General features: G+C 72.9%; 8 protein-coding genes and 1 pseudogene. 2 read left to right on the top strand and 7 right to left on the bottom strand.

Features of this window, described 5'->3' with window-relative positions:
- Window positions 1-21: 21 nt before the first annotated feature.
- Window positions 22-3,024 (top strand): AAA family ATPase, encoded by a 3,003-nt coding sequence (locus OG747_RS05540; protein ID WP_405878166.1) that lies wholly within the window; start codon window positions 22-24, stop codon window positions 3,022-3,024.
- A gap of 407 nt (window positions 3,025-3,431) precedes the next feature.
- On the opposite strand, the gene OG747_RS05535 is transcribed toward OG747_RS05540, so the two are convergent.
- Both OG747_RS05535 and OG747_RS05530 read right to left on the bottom strand, forming a co-directional pair.
- Window positions 3,432-5,123, bottom strand: a complete 1,692-nt coding sequence (locus tag OG747_RS05535; protein ID WP_405878165.1) for a DUF885 domain-containing protein — start codon at window positions 5,121-5,123, stop codon at window positions 3,432-3,434.
- A gap of 63 nt (window positions 5,124-5,186) precedes the next feature.
- Window positions 5,187-5,717 (bottom strand): Lrp/AsnC family transcriptional regulator, encoded by a 531-nt coding sequence (locus tag OG747_RS05530; protein WP_405878164.1) that lies wholly within the window; start codon window positions 5,715-5,717, stop codon window positions 5,187-5,189.
- 60 nt (window positions 5,718-5,777) lie between these two features.
- Here OG747_RS05530 and OG747_RS05525 point away from each other — a divergent pair, with 60 nt between their 5' ends.
- Complete coding sequence (locus OG747_RS05525) at window positions 5,778-6,974, top strand: trans-sulfuration enzyme family protein (protein ID WP_405878163.1); 1,197 nt, start codon at window positions 5,778-5,780, stop codon at window positions 6,972-6,974.
- Between the two features lie 49 nt (window positions 6,975-7,023).
- Here OG747_RS05525 and OG747_RS05520 read toward each other — a convergent pair whose 3' ends face one another.
- From OG747_RS05520 to OG747_RS05500, 5 genes and pseudogenes are all read right to left on the bottom strand, one after another.
- Window positions 7,024-8,478, bottom strand: a complete 1,455-nt coding sequence (locus OG747_RS05520) for a GNAT family N-acetyltransferase (RefSeq protein WP_405878162.1) — start codon at window positions 8,476-8,478, stop codon at window positions 7,024-7,026.
- A gap of 147 nt (window positions 8,479-8,625) precedes the next feature.
- Window positions 8,626-11,298, bottom strand: a complete 2,673-nt coding sequence (locus tag OG747_RS05515; protein WP_405878161.1) for a DUF6493 family protein — start codon at window positions 11,296-11,298, stop codon at window positions 8,626-8,628.
- Window positions 11,299-11,585: 287 nt separating this feature from the next.
- Window positions 11,586-11,828: pseudogene (locus OG747_RS05510) on the bottom strand (SWIM zinc finger family protein); the annotation flags it as partial.
- Window positions 11,829-11,974: 146 nt separating this feature from the next.
- A complete protein-coding gene (locus OG747_RS05505; protein ID WP_405878160.1) occupies window positions 11,975-13,567 on the bottom strand; it encodes an alkaline phosphatase D family protein in 1,593 nt (530 codons plus the stop codon).
- A gap of 197 nt (window positions 13,568-13,764) precedes the next feature.
- Window positions 13,765-15,219 carry a PLP-dependent aminotransferase family protein gene (locus OG747_RS05500; RefSeq protein ID WP_405878159.1) on the bottom strand — a complete coding sequence of 485 codons (1,455 nt, stop codon included), beginning with the start codon at window positions 15,217-15,219 and terminating at the stop codon, window positions 13,765-13,767.
- Between the last annotated feature and the right edge of the window lie 78 nt (window positions 15,220-15,297).

The raw sequence follows: 15,297 nt of genomic DNA, 5'->3' as shown, positions 1-15,297 counted from the left end.
TCAGGACCTCAAGGGGGCCAGGTGAGGCTGCACGGTCTGGACATCACCGCCTTCGGGCCTTTCGGGGGCACCCAGAAGGTCGACTTCGACGATCTGTCGGCCGCCGGGCTCTTCCTGCTGCACGGCCCGACGGGCGCGGGCAAGACGTCCGTCCTCGACGCCGTCTGCTACGCGCTGTACGGGGCCGTGCCGGGCGCCCGTCAGAGCGGCCAGGGCATGACCCTGCGCAGCGACCACGCGGCCTCCACGACCCGTACCGAGATCCGCCTCGAACTCACCGTCGCCGGGCGCCGGTTGGAGGTCACCCGGCAGCCGCCCTGGGTCCGCCCCAAGTTGCGCGGCGCGGGCACGACCACCGAGAAGGCACAGAGCCGGCTGCGCGAGTACGACGCGGCGGCCGGCTCCTGGAAGGACCTCAGCCGCTCCCATCAGGAGATCGGCGAGGAGATCACCCAGCTCCTCGGCATGAGCCGCGAGCAGTTCTGCCAGGTCGTGCTGTTGCCCCAGGGCGACTTCGCGCGCTTCCTGCGGGCCGACGCCGAGGCCCGCGGCAAGCTGCTCGGCCGGCTCTTCGACACGCACCGCTTCGCCGAGGTCGAGAAGCGCCTCGGCGAGCGGCGGCGCGCCACGGAGGCCGAAGTACGCGACGGGGACGCGACGCTGCTCGCCGACGCGCACCGCATGCAGCAGGCCGCCGGGGACACCGTGGAGGTGTCGCTGCCCGACCTCGCGCCCGGCGACCCCGGCCTCGCCGAGGCCGTCCTGACCTGGGCCGCCGTCGCCCGCAGCACGGCCCGCGAGCGGCTCACCCTTGCCCACACCGCGCGTACGGCCGCCGAGTCCGCGCAGGCCGCCGCCGATCGCGTACTGGACGACGTACGCGAAGTGGCCCGGCTGCAGCGCAGGTTCACGGAGGCACGGGAGCGCGCCGCGCGGCTGGAGGAGCGGGCCGACGCCCATCGGGCGGCGCAGTCGCGGATGGAGCGGGCACGGAAGGCCGAGACGGTGGCGCCCGCGCTCGACCTGCGCGACGCCACCGAGGCCGAGCACCGGCGCGCGGCCGCCGACGAGGCACGCGCGCGTGCCGGCTTGCCCGAGGCCTTCGGCGGAGCCGGGGCGCCCGGGCTCGCGGCGGCGGCGCGCAAGGCGGCCGAGGAGCTGGGCGGCCTGGAGTCGGCGCGCCGGGGCGAGCGTCGCCTTGCCGAACTCACCACGGAGCGCGCCTCCTTGAACCGGCAGGAGCGCGCCGACGAGGACGTCCTCCAGGACGCCGACAGCTGGCTCGCCTCGTGGGAGGCGGCCCGCGCCGGGCTCCAGGCACGCATCGACTCCGCGCAGGAGGCCGCGACGCGCGCCGAGCGGCTCGCCGTGCAGCGCGATCCCGCCCAGGCCCGGCTCAGGGCAGCCCGCCGGCGCGACCAGTTCGCCCGGGACACGGACGACGCCCAGGGGCGGGCTCTGGTCGCCCGCGCCCGTGCGACCGACGCGCGTGTCCACTGGCTGGACCTGAAGGAACAGCGCCTGCAGGGCATCGCCGCGGAACTCGCCGCCGGTCTCGTCGACGGCGAGGCCTGCGCCGTCTGCGGCGCCACCGAACACCCCGCGCCCGCACGGAAGATCGCCGGACATGTCGACCGGGAGGCCGAGGAGCGGGCCCTCGCCGTGTACCAGCGCGCCGACGAGCAGGCCACCGAGGACGAGCGCCGGCTCGGCGTCGTACGCGAGGCGCTGGCCGCCGCCACCGCGGAGGCGGGCGACGCGCCGACCGCGCGACTCGCCGAGCAGACAGAGGAACTGGAGCGGCAGTACGCCGAGGCGCGGGCCGCCGGCTCCGGGCTGCACGCCGCGCGGGAGCGGCTCGCGCAGGCCGAACTCGAGCATGAACGCCGAGTCGCGGCCCGGCAGCAGGCCGCACTGCGCGCCGCCGCCCGGGTGACCAACCGCGACCGGATCGACCGCGAAAGAGCCTCCCTGGAGGAGGAGTTGACGCAGGCCAGGGGCGTCGCCGACAGCGTCGCCGCGCGCGCCGCGCAGTTGGAGCGGCAGGCCGCCCTGCTCACGGACGCCGCGGACGCCGCGCGCGCGGCCGAGGACACCGCGCAGCGCCTCAAGGACGCCGACGCACGCCTGTCTGACGCGGCCTTCCGCGCCGGCTTCGACACGCCGCAGGCCGCGGCCTGCGCGCTCCTCGACGACGCGGCCCACCGGGACCTCCAACGGCGCCTCGACGCCTGGCAGTCGGAAGAGGCCGCGGTACGCGCGGTGCTCGCCGAGGCGGACACGGCCGCCGCCGCCCAGCAACCGGCCGCCGACCTGGCCGCCGCCGAACAGGCCGTCGAGTCCGCCGCCATACGGCTGCGGGACGCCGCCTCCGCCCAGGACGCGGCCGACCGGCGCTGCACCGAGCTGGACCGGCTGTCCACGCGCGCGGCCGCGTCCGTACGCCGTCTTGCGCCACTGCGCAAGGAGCACGACCGTGTGGCCCGCCTGGCCGGGCTGACCGCGGGCACCTCGGCGGAGAACGAGCGCAAGATGCGCCTGGAGGCATACGTCCTCGCCGCCCGCCTGGAACAGGTCGCCGCCGCCGCGACCGTACGGCTGCAGCGCATGTCCTCCGGCCGCTACACCCTCGTCCACTCCGACGACCGCGCGGGCCGCGGCCGCAGCGGGCTCGGACTGCACGTGGTGGACGCCTGGACCGGCCGCGAGCGCGACACGGCGACGCTCTCCGGCGGCGAGACGTTCTTCGCCTCGCTCGCGCTGGCCCTCGGCCTCGCGGACGTCGTCACGGACGAGGCCGGTGGGGTGCGGCTCGACACGCTCTTCATCGACGAGGGCTTCGGCAGCCTTGACGACCAGACCCTCGACGAGGTCCTGGACGTACTCGACTCACTGCGGGAACGGGACCGCAGCGTCGGCATCGTCAGCCACGTCGCCGACCTGCGGCGGCGCATCCACGCCCAGTTGGAGGTCGTGAAGGGAAGAACGGGATCGGTCGTACGGCAGCGGGGTGTCCAGGACTGAGGCAGTGGTCCGGTGACTCGCCGGGCGACCGGGTCAGTGGCCCAGCGGGCGGCGGGGGAGCGGTGAGGAGTAGACGACACGATCCCGGACGACCTCGGGAGCTCGCCGTCATGGAGCGGCTGGCGGCGGAGCGCCCCCGCGTCGTGGTGCCCGGCCACGGTGAGGTCGGCGGACCGCGGTTGCTGGCGAGCGGACCATCGTCGAGGAGATCTCGGAGCTGATGATCCGGCGCCACCCGGAGTGGGCCGGCCGGGAGTGGATCGAGAAGGGCGTCGGATGCCTCTGCGCGGAACACTCCGCCCCCTCCGCGCCCTGCGTATGACGAACCGTTGGCCCGGTCTCCGGGGTTCCCGGCGGCCGGGCTCACGCCCTGGTGTGAGCCTGAACCCGGCCGCTGCCGCTGAGGGTCAGAGCCGGGACAGCTCGTCCACCAGGTCGTCCAGACCCAGCGAACCCTGCGACAGGGCAGCCATGTGCCAGGCCTTGGCGTCGAAGGCATCCCCGTGCCGGTTCCGCGCGTTCTCGCGGCCCTGCAGCCAGGCCCGCTCGCCGAGCTTGTAGCCGATGGCCTGACCGGGGATCGAGAGATAGCGGGTGAGCTCGCTCTCGACGAAGTCCGCCGGACGGCTGCTGTGCGCGCCGAAGAACTCCTGCGCCAGCTCGGGCGTCCAGCGCTCACCGGGGTGGAACGGGGACTCCGCCGGAATCTCCAGTTCCAGGTGCATGCCGATGTCGACGATGACCCGGGCCGCGCGCATCATCTGCGCGTCCAGGTAACCGAGCCGCTGCTCCGCGTCCTCGAGGAAGCCCAGCTCGTCCATCAGCCGCTCCGCGTACAGCGCCCAGCCCTCGCAGTTGGCGCTGACCCGGCCGACGGTGGCCTGGTAGCGGGAGAGGTCGTCGACGACGTACACCCACTGCGCGAGCTGGAGGTGATGGCCGGGGACGCCCTCGTGGTACCAGGTCGAGACGAGGTCGTACACGGGGAACCGGGTGAGCCCCATCGTGGGCAGCCAGGTCCGTCCGGGCCGCGAGAAGTCCGCCGACGGCGCGGTGTAGTACGGGGCCGCGGCACCGCCCGGCGGCGCGATACGGGACTCCACCTTCCGTACCGGCTCGGCGAGTTCGAAGTGCGTGCCGTCCAGCGCCTCGATCGCCTGGTCCATCAGGTTCTGCAGCCACGCCTGGACCTCGTCGACGCCCTCGATGTGCCTGCCGTGCTCGTCGAGGTACGCGAGTGCCACCCACGGGGTCTCGGCGCCCGGCAGGACCTTCTCGGCCTCGGTCCTCATCTCGGCGAGCAGCCGGTGGTACTCGGCCCAGCCGTACGCGTACGCCTCGTCGAGGTCGAGATCCGTACCGTTGAAGTAGCGCGACCAGCGCGCGTACCGCTCGCGGCCCACCGTGTTCGGCGCGCCCTCGACCGTGGGCGCGTACACGTCACGCATCCAGTCGCGCAGTTCCACCAGGGACCGCGTGGCGTTACGGGCGACCGCGTCCAGCTCCTCGCGCAGCGCGTCGGGGCCCGCCGACACGAAGTCCTCGAACCAGCCGCGACCCTGCCCGTCCACGTCCGACCACTCGGTGAGCTGCTCGATGAAGGTCGCGGTCGGGCGCGGGCCCGCGTACAGCTTGCGCTCCAGGCCGAGGACGAGGGACTCGCGGTACCCCGCCAGCGCGGTCGGCACCGCGCGCAGCCGCTCGGCGATCGCGGCCCAGTCCTCGTCCGTCTCCGTCGGCGCGATGGAGAACACCTGGCGCACGGAGTGCGCGGCCGTCTGCATGTTGCCGACGGCCCGCAGGCCCTCGTCGGCCTCGTGCACGGCCAGTTCGGCAGTGAGCCGCTCGCGCAGCAGCCGGGCGCAGCGGCGCTCGATGTCGCTGTCCGCGCCCGGCTGCCGCTCCGCCTCGTCGAGCCGCGCGAGGGTCGTCCGGGCCAGCTCCGCGATGGCCTCCTGCCCGGCGGGCGAGGTATCGGGGAGCTTGCCGGAACTCTCCTTCACACCGAGATAGGTACCGAGGACCGGATCGAGGGCGACGAGGTTGTCGACGTACGCGTCGGCGACCTCGCGGGGCAGCGGGCTCTTCGTCTCTGACATGCGGACATCCTCGTACGGGGACGGGGGCCGCGTCAGCTCGGTTTATCGGGCCCCGAGCCGGGATCAGCCTGATTTCATCGATGGAGGGACCGACGGCGAGACCGACAGCGAGGCCGTGGGCGGGGCGGGTGGGAGGAGAGGTCCGCAGTCCCACTGCTGGAAGATCAACCGCGTCTCCACGCGGGCCACTTCGCGCCGGGACGTGAACTCGTCCAGGACCAGCCGCTGCAGGTCCGCCATGTCCGCGACCGCGACCTGCACGAGGTAGTCGTCGGGACCGGTGAGATGGAAGACGGTCCGGGACTCCGGCAGCGCCCTGATCCGCTCGACGAACGGCCCCACCAACTCCCGCCGATGCGGCCTGACCTGCACGGACAGCAAGGCCTCCAGGCCCCGCCCGAGTTTCGCCGGATCGAGTCGCAGCTGATGGCCGAGAATGACCCCCGCGCGGCGCAGCCGGGTCACCCGGTCCAGGCAGGTCGAGGGCGCGACACCGACCTGTGCGGCGAGATCGCGGTACGTCGTCCGTGCGTCGTTCTGCAGCAGCCGCAGCAGATGAAGATCCACCGGATCGAGTACGACAGAATCAGCCATGTCCCGAACGTAACACGGGCTTCACGCACTGAACCCCGGTCGGTGTTCAGGCTGCGGCCTATGGAATCCGTGGTGCACGACTCATACGACGCTCAGGACCAACGGAACGGAACCGGCCATGGCACGCTCGCGGCCCGTGCGCTCGCCACCGAGGCCGTGCACGCAGGGCGGGAGGATCTCGCCCGGCAGGGGCTGCACGCCGCGCCGATCGACCTGTCCACGACCTACCCCTCGTACGACAGCCGCGGCGAGGCCGCCCGTATCGACGCGTTCGCGGCCGATGGCGCCGCACCGCAGGGCCCGCCGGTCTACGGCCGCCTCGGCAACCCGACCGTCGCCCGCTTCGAGACCGCCCTCGCCCGTCTCGAAGGCACCGAGAGCGCGGTCGCGTTCGCCAGCGGCATGGCCGCGCTGAGCGCCGTGCTGCTCACACGGAACGCGATCGGCCTGCGCCATGTGGTCGCCGTACGTCCCCTGTACGGCTGCAGCGACCACCTGCTCACGGCCGGGCTGCTGGGCTCCGAGGTGACCTGGGTCGATCCGGCGGGCATCGCGGACGCCCTGCGCCCCGACACCGGGCTGGTCATGGTCGAGTCCCCGGCCAACCCGACGCTCACCGAACTCGACCTGCGCGCCGTCGCGCACGCCTGCGGCTCCGTCCCGCTGCTCGCCGACAACACCTTCGCCACGCCTGTGCTGCAACGCCCCGCCCAGCAGGGCGCGCGCCTGATCCTGCACAGTGCCACCAAGTACCTGGGCGGACACGGGGACGTCATGGCCGGAGTGGTGGCCTGCGACGAGGAGTTCGCCCGGAGGCTGCGCCAAGTGCGGTTCGCCACGGGAGGCGTTCTGCATCCGCTGGCCGGCTATCTGCTGCTGCGCGGCCTGTCGACCCTGCCCGTACGGGTCCGGGCCGCGTCCGTGAACGCCGCGGAACTCGCCCGCCGGCTCGCCGCCGACCCACGCGTCGACCGCGTCCACTATCCGCGCATCGGCGGCGCCATGATCGCCTTCGAGGTCCACGGCGATCCGCACGCGGTCATCGCCGGGGTCCGTCTGATCACCCCGGCCGTCAGCCTCGGCAGCGTCGACAGCCTGATTCAGCATCCGGCGTCCATCAGCCACCGCATCGTGGCCGCGGACGACCGCCGCGAGGCGGGGGTCAGCGACCGGTTGCTGCGCCTGTCGGTGGGGCTGGAGGACGTCGACGATCTATGGGCCGACTTGGACGGCGCGCTGCCGGTCATACGGCGGTGAGGTAAGCGGGGGAGGCCCCGGGCGACGTGCCCGGGGCCTCCCGACGTTCCTAGTCCCGCACGACCCGCCCGCCGCGCAGCGCTTCGCTCCGGTTCTGCCCCTGCCCGTCGTCGTACGGCAGTCGGGAGGTCACCGGCGTCGCGTCCAGGCGGGCCGTGATGACCAGGGTGCCCTCCTCGATCTGGTAGTCGAGGGGGAGGCCCAGGCCGCGCATGGCGGCGACCATGCCGGTGTTGGAGGCCTGCGTGACGGCGTAGACGCTTTCGCAGCCCGCCTCGACGGCCATCGTCACGAGCCGACCGAGCAGTTCGCTGCCGATACCGCGCCGCTGCCACTCGTCCTCGACGAGCAGTGCGATCTCCGTCTCGTCGCCGTCCCAGAGGAGGTGGCCGAGCCCGACGATGCGTCCCGACGCCGTCTGCACGGCGAGGGTGCGGCCGAAACGGGGGCTGAGCAGGTGGTTGAGGTAACGGTCCGCGTCCCCGACCGGCCCGTGGTAGCGCATGGTCAGCGTGCGCGAGGAGCAGCGCTCGTGCATCGCCTTCGCGGCCTTGAGGTCGCAGACGTCGGCGCGGCGCACGGTGATCGCGGGGCCCTCCGGCAGCGTCAGCATGTCCTGGCTGCGCGGGATGCGCGGACCCAGCCGCGTGTCCAGCTCCACCAGCGCCCGTGCCCGAGCGAACTCGGTCGGCGTGAACGGCAGATACGGCCGCTCCACGGTGATCACCCCACCCTCCGGCGCGCGCAGCCGCAGCACCGTGTCTTCCAGCGCTCCCTCGACCGGAGCACCCTCTTCCGCCCGACCCGACCCAGGGGACCTGGCGGGCAGCGAACGAATGGTGCACCGACCGAGCAACTGCCGGAGGGCCAGCGGAAGTTCCGCAGCGTCCAAAGCCGTTCGCGTGGCCAGGCCCAGTACGCGCGTCGGCGCGTCCACCAGGTCGTGGGCGTCGGCCCGCTCGATCCAGGTCCCGGTGCCGCCGGCCAGCGCGAGTGCCCGGGTGATCTCGGACGCGGCCAGCGCCGCGGGCGCGCGCAGCAGGAACTCGTCCACCGTGCCCTCCGCGAGCGGATGCGTCTGCAGGCTCAGGATGTCGACCTGTCGCCGCGCCAGCGCCGTGCACAGCGCGGCCAGCGAACCCGGCTCGTCCTGCACCGTCGTCCGCGTTCGCCACAGCACCGTCGCTCCGGTGACGGCCTCGGGCATGGCGGGGGCGGCCTCGGACTGCCCGGTCCCTCGCCCGTCGGCGAACGTCCGGGCACCGGTATCGCTCGTCGGCGGCGCGTGACCGTGGCGCCGTGCCCACCAGGTGTGGAATCCGGCCGTGGCGACCAGCACGACGGCCGACATCACGAGCAGGGCCGGTCCGTCGGGGCCGTGCCCGATCAGGTTGGCGAGGGCGTCCGCGACCGCGACGGCCGTGAACAGGGCCGCGAGTTCGATCACGTCCCGCCGCCAGTGGTGGACGGGGCGACCGTGCTTCGCCCGGGTTACATCAGACATGTCTGGAGTCATGCAGCCACTGTGAAGGAGTGGTGTTGCGTGATCACGAACGGTCTGTGACTGATCGGTAAAGTGTCCTTCTATCCCTTTTGTAGTTCTTTTTACGGTTGTTTTGCCTCGATCGGACCGCGTGGGTTACGCGCCTGGTCAGAACGGCGCGGTGGCGGTCGGCCGGGTCAGTGCGGCGCGAAGCCGACGGGCCTGGGTCACCAGTCTCGACGAGCCGCGCCGGCCGGCCGTCTGCGCGAGATGGGCGATATCACCGCGCGCCCCGGACCGCTCGGCGCACTCCGCGGCGACGGCCAGCAGATCGCCGAGCCCGCGCGGGGGCATACCGCTGGTCCCCTCCTGTGTCTGCGCCTGCGCGTCCGTCACGAGATCGGCGAGCAGGATCGGCAGCGCGTCGCGGAGCACCGTCCAGACGGTGGCGTACGCGCCGGTGGCCGCCGCCGTCCGTATCGCCTCGGCGAGCCGCAGCGGCTTCACGGCCCCGGAGCGCACCGACTGCCCGAGATCCATACCGAGCCGTCCCGCGTCGAGCTGCCCGCGCGCGGCCAGCACCAGCAGCGCGTCCACCGCCGAGAGCCGGTCCTCCGGGTGCCGCGCCCCGAGTCCGTACGCCAGGCACAGGTGCACGGCCTCGCCCGCCGCTCCGTCGGCCTCGGCGAGGAGGGGAAGGATCGCGGCCCCTCCGCGGGTGTCCTCCACGGCGACCGAGGAGAGGTCCCGCAGCATCCGCGCCGCCACCAGTTCCCTCCCGGCGGGGAGGACACCGAGCCAGTGCTGCGCCTCCCCGCCGACCCAATGGCCGCAGTACCGCCGTCCCGCGAAGGGGGACACGGGGTGGCCGAGCGCGCGGAACTCCGGCGGGAACGAGTGCTGCGGCTCCTTCAGTTCACCGAGCTCGACCAGAATGCGCACCCCCGACGTCCGGCGTCTGCTGGGCGCCGGCGCCGGGCCCTGGCTGGTGAGCCACTGCGCGAGCCGCTCCCCCTCGGCGGTGCCCAGCCGCTCGGCTCGGCTCGCCGCCGCCTCGGCGCCCGCGCGGTCGTCCCTGCGCAGCCGCAGCAGCGCCTGGGCGAAGTCGGCGGCTCCGGGCCGTGCTTCGAGCCGCCGGTAGGTGTCCAGCCGTGCGACCAGGTCCTCGGGCTCCAGCAGTCCGGTGGACCAGGTCGGCGTGGCCAGCAGGAACGGCTGCGGGTCGGTGCGCAGCCGGTACGCGATCTCCCGCATACGGGCGTGAAACGGGTCGGCGATCCCGGAGTGCGCGCAAGCGGGGCCCATGACGCGGCGCTGCACCGTGTCGTGGAGGGTGGCGGTGCGGGTGCGGCCCAGCAGCGTCGCCAGGATCAGTTCGAGGTCGTGGGCGTTGCCCCGGAAGTACTGGTCGACGCAGTCCGGGGAGGCGCCGGCCCACCAGCGGTGCGAGGTCAACGGCCGCAACGCCTCCGCCAGCCGCTGCCCGTCCTGGTACGCATGGCGCACGAGTCCGTCCAAGGTGCGCTCGAACACGCCCAGTTCGCCGCCCGACACCAGGAACGAGCCCACCTCCTCGACGACCTCGGCCAGGGTCTCCGGAGCGGGCGCGAGCCGCGTCCGCTCCGGCACGGGCGGAAGTACCTCCTCGTGGATTTCGGGGGTGGAGGCCGGGGCCCCGCCACCGAGCAGCCGCTTCGCCCGGACACGCAACCCCGGGCTCAACCGGGCCACCATGTCCGCGAGTTCCTCACGTACCCCACCCGCTGCTTCGAGCTCGCCGACATGGCGCTCCACGAGCTTCAGCGCACGCTCCTGCAGGTCCGTGTCCTCGTGGCCGAAGGCCTGCGCCACCGAGGGCAGCACCTCGGACGCGGCGGACGGATCACGCCTGAGCGCCTTGCCCAGCAGGATGAGCTGGGCCCGTACGAGCTTCTTCTCCGTGCGGAACAGCACGCCCGAGGCCATCTCGGCCAGTTGCCGTGGTGACAGCACCCCCTCGAGCGCGAGGGAGGCAAGCACCGACTGGGCGTGGGAGGCCACCGGGACCACGGATTGCGATGCCATCGCCATCCAGTCCGCCGTGCGCTCGCGTTGCTCGTCCCCGCTGAGTTCCAGAGCGGTCAACAGGTTGAGGAACGCCCGAAGTTCGGTGGCGGAGCCGCCGCGCAACAGCCGGGCGAGGCAGGCGTCGACCATCACCTTGCGGTCGAGGACACCCTCCTCGGCCAGCTGCGCCAGCGCGTACGTCCAGCTGTTCGGTCCCTCGCCGTATCGCCACTCGATGCGGCTGCCGATGTCGTCGATCTCGAAGAGCGCTGCGACGAGCTCCGGCAGATACGGATCCTTCCGCAGCCGGTCCAGAACGGTGTCCCCCTGCTGCCAGACCGAGCCGATGTGCTCCATCCAGCCCTGGACGTACGCGTCGGTCGTCGGCACCGGGCAGCCGGAGAGCCGTACGAGACCGGCCATCAGCTGGTACGGGACGCCACCCGACGCGAAGGGACGTTGTGCGAGCCGATGGGTCACATCGGCGAGCCACTCGGGCTCGCGGTCGCCGAGCACATCGAGCAGCACGGCGGGTGAGGCCTGCGCCCACCTCATGTCGGCCGCCACGATCCAGGCGGCCACTCCCGCGGCACCGCTCTGGCACGCCGCTCCGGCCAGATGAAGGGCCGGCCAGGCGCGGTGGGACGCCGCGTCCCACGGGGCGCCGCGCAACTCACCGCGCAGCGCCTTCAACTCCGGGACGACCGCCCGGCGTTCGGCATCCGTCATCCCGTCGAGCAGACTCACCGCCTCCGCCGTCCGCCCCGTACGCACCGCCTCCAACAGCGAACTCATCGCACACCCCCGTCCTTTCGTGCCGTGCCCGGCCTCGTCAGCTCTGTCAGATCCGTTACCGCTGTTACCGCTGTTGGCTCGGCCGGTGCTTCCCGCCGTACCATCCGCACCGCCAGCGCGTGCTTGCAAGGGCCACGCCCTCCCCGGTACTTGGCCCAGCACCGGCGGGAGCAGCTGAGCGTCCCCGCGTCGTCGCGCACCCGGTGGATGTGTCCGTCCTCCGCCGTCACCGTGCCGAAGGCGCCGTCCAGGACCACCGCGCCCGCGGCCACCAGCGCGCGGGCCGACGGGTCGAGGGAGGCCCGCAACTGTCGCTGGTAGTGGCGCGCCGCCGCCACGTCCGCGATCGCGAGCAGCCCGGCGGCGGCCACCTGAGGAGAGGTCAGGAAGCCTGCGAAGAACCGCGGATGGTCCCTCATCCCCGCGGGCGTCGTACCCCGCGAGGTCTCAAGTCCCAGGCGCCGTCCGCCCGGTGCGGACTCCAGCACGGAGGGTCGGGTGTAGGCCACGGCCTGCAACGATCGCGTCATGGAAAAACCGTAGAGGCGACCACTGACAATCGGTTCTGACCTGCGCAGACTTGCGCGCAGGCGGGTTTTGGCGAAACGGGGACGCGCACCGGGGGATGACTCCGGTGCGCGTCCCGACGCTTCGAGGGTACGGGAGGGGGACGGGGTTACTGGCCCACACGCCCCGGCTGCAGCACCTGAGTGAACAGCACGCTGCCGTCCTGCTCACGCAGTCGCACCGTCAGCTCCCCGCTGTCCCCGTCGATGTCGACCTCGCCGAAGAACTGGTAGCCGTCGGCCGGCGAGACGTTGGCGGTGGCGGGCGCCTTGACGAAGACCCGGTCGGGGCCGAAGGTACCGTCCAGCGCGTTCGCCGGGAAGGCACCCGCGTTGAGCGGTCCGGAGACGAACTCCCAGAACGGCTCGAAGTCCTTGAACGCGGCGCGCGAGGGGTCGTAGTGCTGCGCCGAGGTGTGGTGGACGTCGGCCGTCAGCCACACGGTGCCGGTGATCCGCCGGTGCTTGATGAACCGCAGCAGTTCGGCGATCTGCAGCTCACGGCCGAGCGGTGCGCCCGGGTCGCCCTGGGCGACGGCCTCGAAGTTCGGCTTGCCCTCGACCGGGTCCGGCACGACCAGACCGAGCGGCATGTCGTTGGCGATCACCTTCCACACCGCACGCGACGTGGCCAGCTCGCGCTTGAGCCACTCCAGCTGTTCGCGGCCGAGGATGCCCTGCGGGTCGGTGGTCTGGTTGTCGGGCGAGTTGGCGTTCCGGTACGTCCGCATGTCCAGCACGAACACGTCCAGGAGCGGACCGTGGTGGACCGTCCGGTAGATCCGGCCGTCCGGGCGCCCGCTGATCGTGGAGATGGGGAAGTACTCCGAGAACGCCTGCCGGGCGCGGACCGCCAGGTCGTCGAGTTTCGTGCCGGCCGGGTAGGCGGTGCCGGTCCCGATGACCTCGCCCGGGTACCAGTTGTTGCGAACCTCGTGGTCGTCCCACTGGATGATGTTCGGCACCTGGGCGTTGAACCGGCGCAGCGCCGAGTCCAGCAGGTTGTAGCGGAAGTTGCCCCGGTAGTCGGCCAGGGTGACCGCGACGTGCGACTTCTCCTCCGTGGTGATGTTCCGGTAGACGTCGCCGTCCGGGAGCGCCGCGGTGGCGGAGATCGGGCCGTCGGCGTAGATGTTGTCGCCGCTGCACAGGAAGAAGTCCGGGTCCACCTTCGCCATGGCGTCGAAGATCCGGTATCCGCCGATCGACTCGTTGATGCCCCAGCCCTGCCCGGCCAGGTCACCGGACCAGACGAACCGGACATCCTGTCGCCGCTTCGCGGGCGCGGTGCGGAAGGTGCCCGCCACCGGCTCGCCGGTACGCCGCGGGTCGTCGGGGTCGGCGAGCAGCACCCGGTAGTGGATCTGCTCGCCCGCGGGCAGCCCGCGCAGCCGCGTCGTACCGGTGAAGTCCGATTCAGCGCCGAGCAGCGGTCCGTGCCATCTGCGCGGGTTGCGGAACGACTCGGTCGCGGACGTCTCGACGATCATCCGTGCCGGTCGGTCGGAGCGGACCCACACCAGGCCGGAGTCGGCGGTCACGTCTCCGGCCTGGACGCCCCACCCCGCCTTCGGCCGCCCGGACAGGGCGAGCGCCGGGGCCGCGCCGAGGGTGGCGGGCAGGGCCAGTGCGGCCGACGCGGCGAGAGAACCGCGCAGTACGCTGCGACGACCGGGGAAGGGGCTGTGCGGACGGTGTGACATGAATGCGCCTCCAGGGACGGATTCGGCCGGTGTGCACTGCCACAACTACTGGTGCGCCGCAGCGCACACGGAAACCACAAGTGAACAACTGGCCCCGAGGGCAGGGGAACCGGCGTTCGACTCCAGGCGGGCCTCGCACGGGGGACTCACGCGGGTCCCTCACCTGGGCTGTTCGCACGGGCGCGTACCCGGGTGCCTCACGAACGCACCGCCTCCGCCAGCAGCCGTACGCCTTCACGGATCCGCGCGGGGGCCTGGTGCGCATAACCGAGCACCAGCCGTACGCCACCGTGGTCGACCACCCGCCCGTAGGCCGTCAGCGGACGCACGGCCACCCCGGCGGCCTCGGCCCGCTCGAGGAACTCGTCCTGCGGCCCGTACCGCTCGGGCAGTGCGGCGATGACATGCAGCCCCGCCGCGATTCCGGACACCTCCGTGCCGGGAAAGTGCTCCTCCAGAGCGGATACGAGGGTGTCGCGCCGTTCCCGGTAGGCGCGCTGGCAGCGGCGCAGCTGCCGGTCGTAGTCACCCCGCTCCACGAAACGGGCCAGGAGCGCCTGGTCGACGACGGGGTTCCCCAGATCCATGGTGCGCTTGCGCTCGACGACCTCCTCGGCGAGCGACGCCGGTACGAGCAGCCAGCCGAGCCGCAGCCCCGGAGCGAGCGACTTGCTCACCGACCCCGCGTAGGCGACGTGCTCGGGGTCGAGTCCTTGCAGTGCTCCCACGGGAGCACGGTCGTAGCGGAAGTCCCCGTCGTAGTCGTCCTCGATCAGCAGACCGTCCACCGAACGCGCCCAGTCGAGGAGCTCGGCGCGGCGCCGCGCGGAGTACGCGATCCCCGAGGGAAACTGGTGGGCGGGCGTCGTCACCACCGCCCGTACGCCCGACGCCTTCAGCGGCCCGGGCGCCAGCCCTTCCCCGTCCAGGGGCAGCGGTACGGTGCCGATGCCGGCCGCGACGTACAGGGCACCGTGCTCCGGGCTTCCTGGATCCTCGACACCGACAGAACGCACCCCGCGCGCGTGGAGCACGAATCCGAGGAGCGTCGTCGCCTGCGCGACCCCGGAGACCACGACGACGCGCTCCGGGTCCGCGACCACACCACGGCGCCGTTCCAGCAGCTCGGCGAGGGCGGTGCGCAGTCGGGGCAGACCGCGCGGATCCGGGTAGCCCAGCGCTTGGTGGGGCAGTTCGGCGAGCACCCCGCGCTGGGCGGCCGCCCAGGCGGCGCGCGGGAACAGGGACAGGTCCGGTGTCCCGGGAACGAAGTCGGCGCGGGCCCCGGCGCGGCGTGGCGCGAGATCACGCGCGCGCGGGCGGGCCGCTCGGACGGCGCCGCCGACCCAGGTCCCCGCGCCGCGGTCGCTGCGCAGATACCCCTCGGCGGTCAACTGCTCGTACGCCTCCGTGACCAGCCCCCGCGACACCCCGAGATCGGCCGCGAGTGCGCGGCTGGACGGCAGCCGGGTGCCCGGCGCGAGCCGACCCGTGCGCACCGCCTCGCGCAGCGCGGCCTGCAGTGTGCGGCCACGCGCGCGCGGCGGTGCCGAAGCGACCGGCAGGAGCAACTCCCAGGCGGCCGCCCAGGGCGCGGAGCCCGACCGGGCGGGGTGGGGCGGCTCGCCGCTGTGGGCCCCCGATGCCGTCATGCGGCCCCCCATGGCCTCATGTGGTCCCCGATGGCGTCATGACAGTGGACCTTAATCCGGACCGCGCCCGTTCATAGC

Origin of the sequence: Streptomyces sp. NBC_01384 (genome assembly GCF_045040035.1) — a bacterium.
Taxonomy (GTDB): domain Bacteria; phylum Actinomycetota; class Actinomycetes; order Streptomycetales; family Streptomycetaceae; genus Streptomyces.
The sequence above is the reverse complement of the archived record's forward strand: the minus strand, read 5'-3'. Positions and strand labels throughout refer to the sequence as shown.

Bases quoted from the DNA above. Each gene is read 5' to 3' on its own strand.
- OG747_RS05535 (WP_405878165.1), bottom strand. From the start codon at position 5,123: ATGTCAGAGACGAAGAGCCCGCTGCCCCGCGAGGTCGCCGACGCGTAC.
- OG747_RS05530 (WP_405878164.1), bottom strand. From the start codon at position 5,717: ATGGCTGATTCTGTCGTACTCGATCCGGTGGATCTTCATCTGCTGCGG.
- OG747_RS05525 (WP_405878163.1), top strand. From the start codon at position 5,778: ATGGAATCCGTGGTGCACGACTCATACGACGCTCAGGACCAACGGAAC.
- OG747_RS05520 (WP_405878162.1), bottom strand. From the start codon at position 8,478: ATGTCTGATGTAACCCGGGCGAAGCACGGTCGCCCCGTCCACCACTGG.
- OG747_RS05515 (WP_405878161.1), bottom strand. From the start codon at position 11,298: ATGAGTTCGCTGTTGGAGGCGGTGCGTACGGGGCGGACGGCGGAGGCG.
- OG747_RS05505 (WP_405878160.1), bottom strand. From the start codon at position 13,567: ATGTCACACCGTCCGCACAGCCCCTTCCCCGGTCGTCGCAGCGTACTG.
- OG747_RS05500 (WP_405878159.1), bottom strand. From the start codon at position 15,219: ATGACGGCATCGGGGGCCCACAGCGGCGAGCCGCCCCACCCCGCCCGG.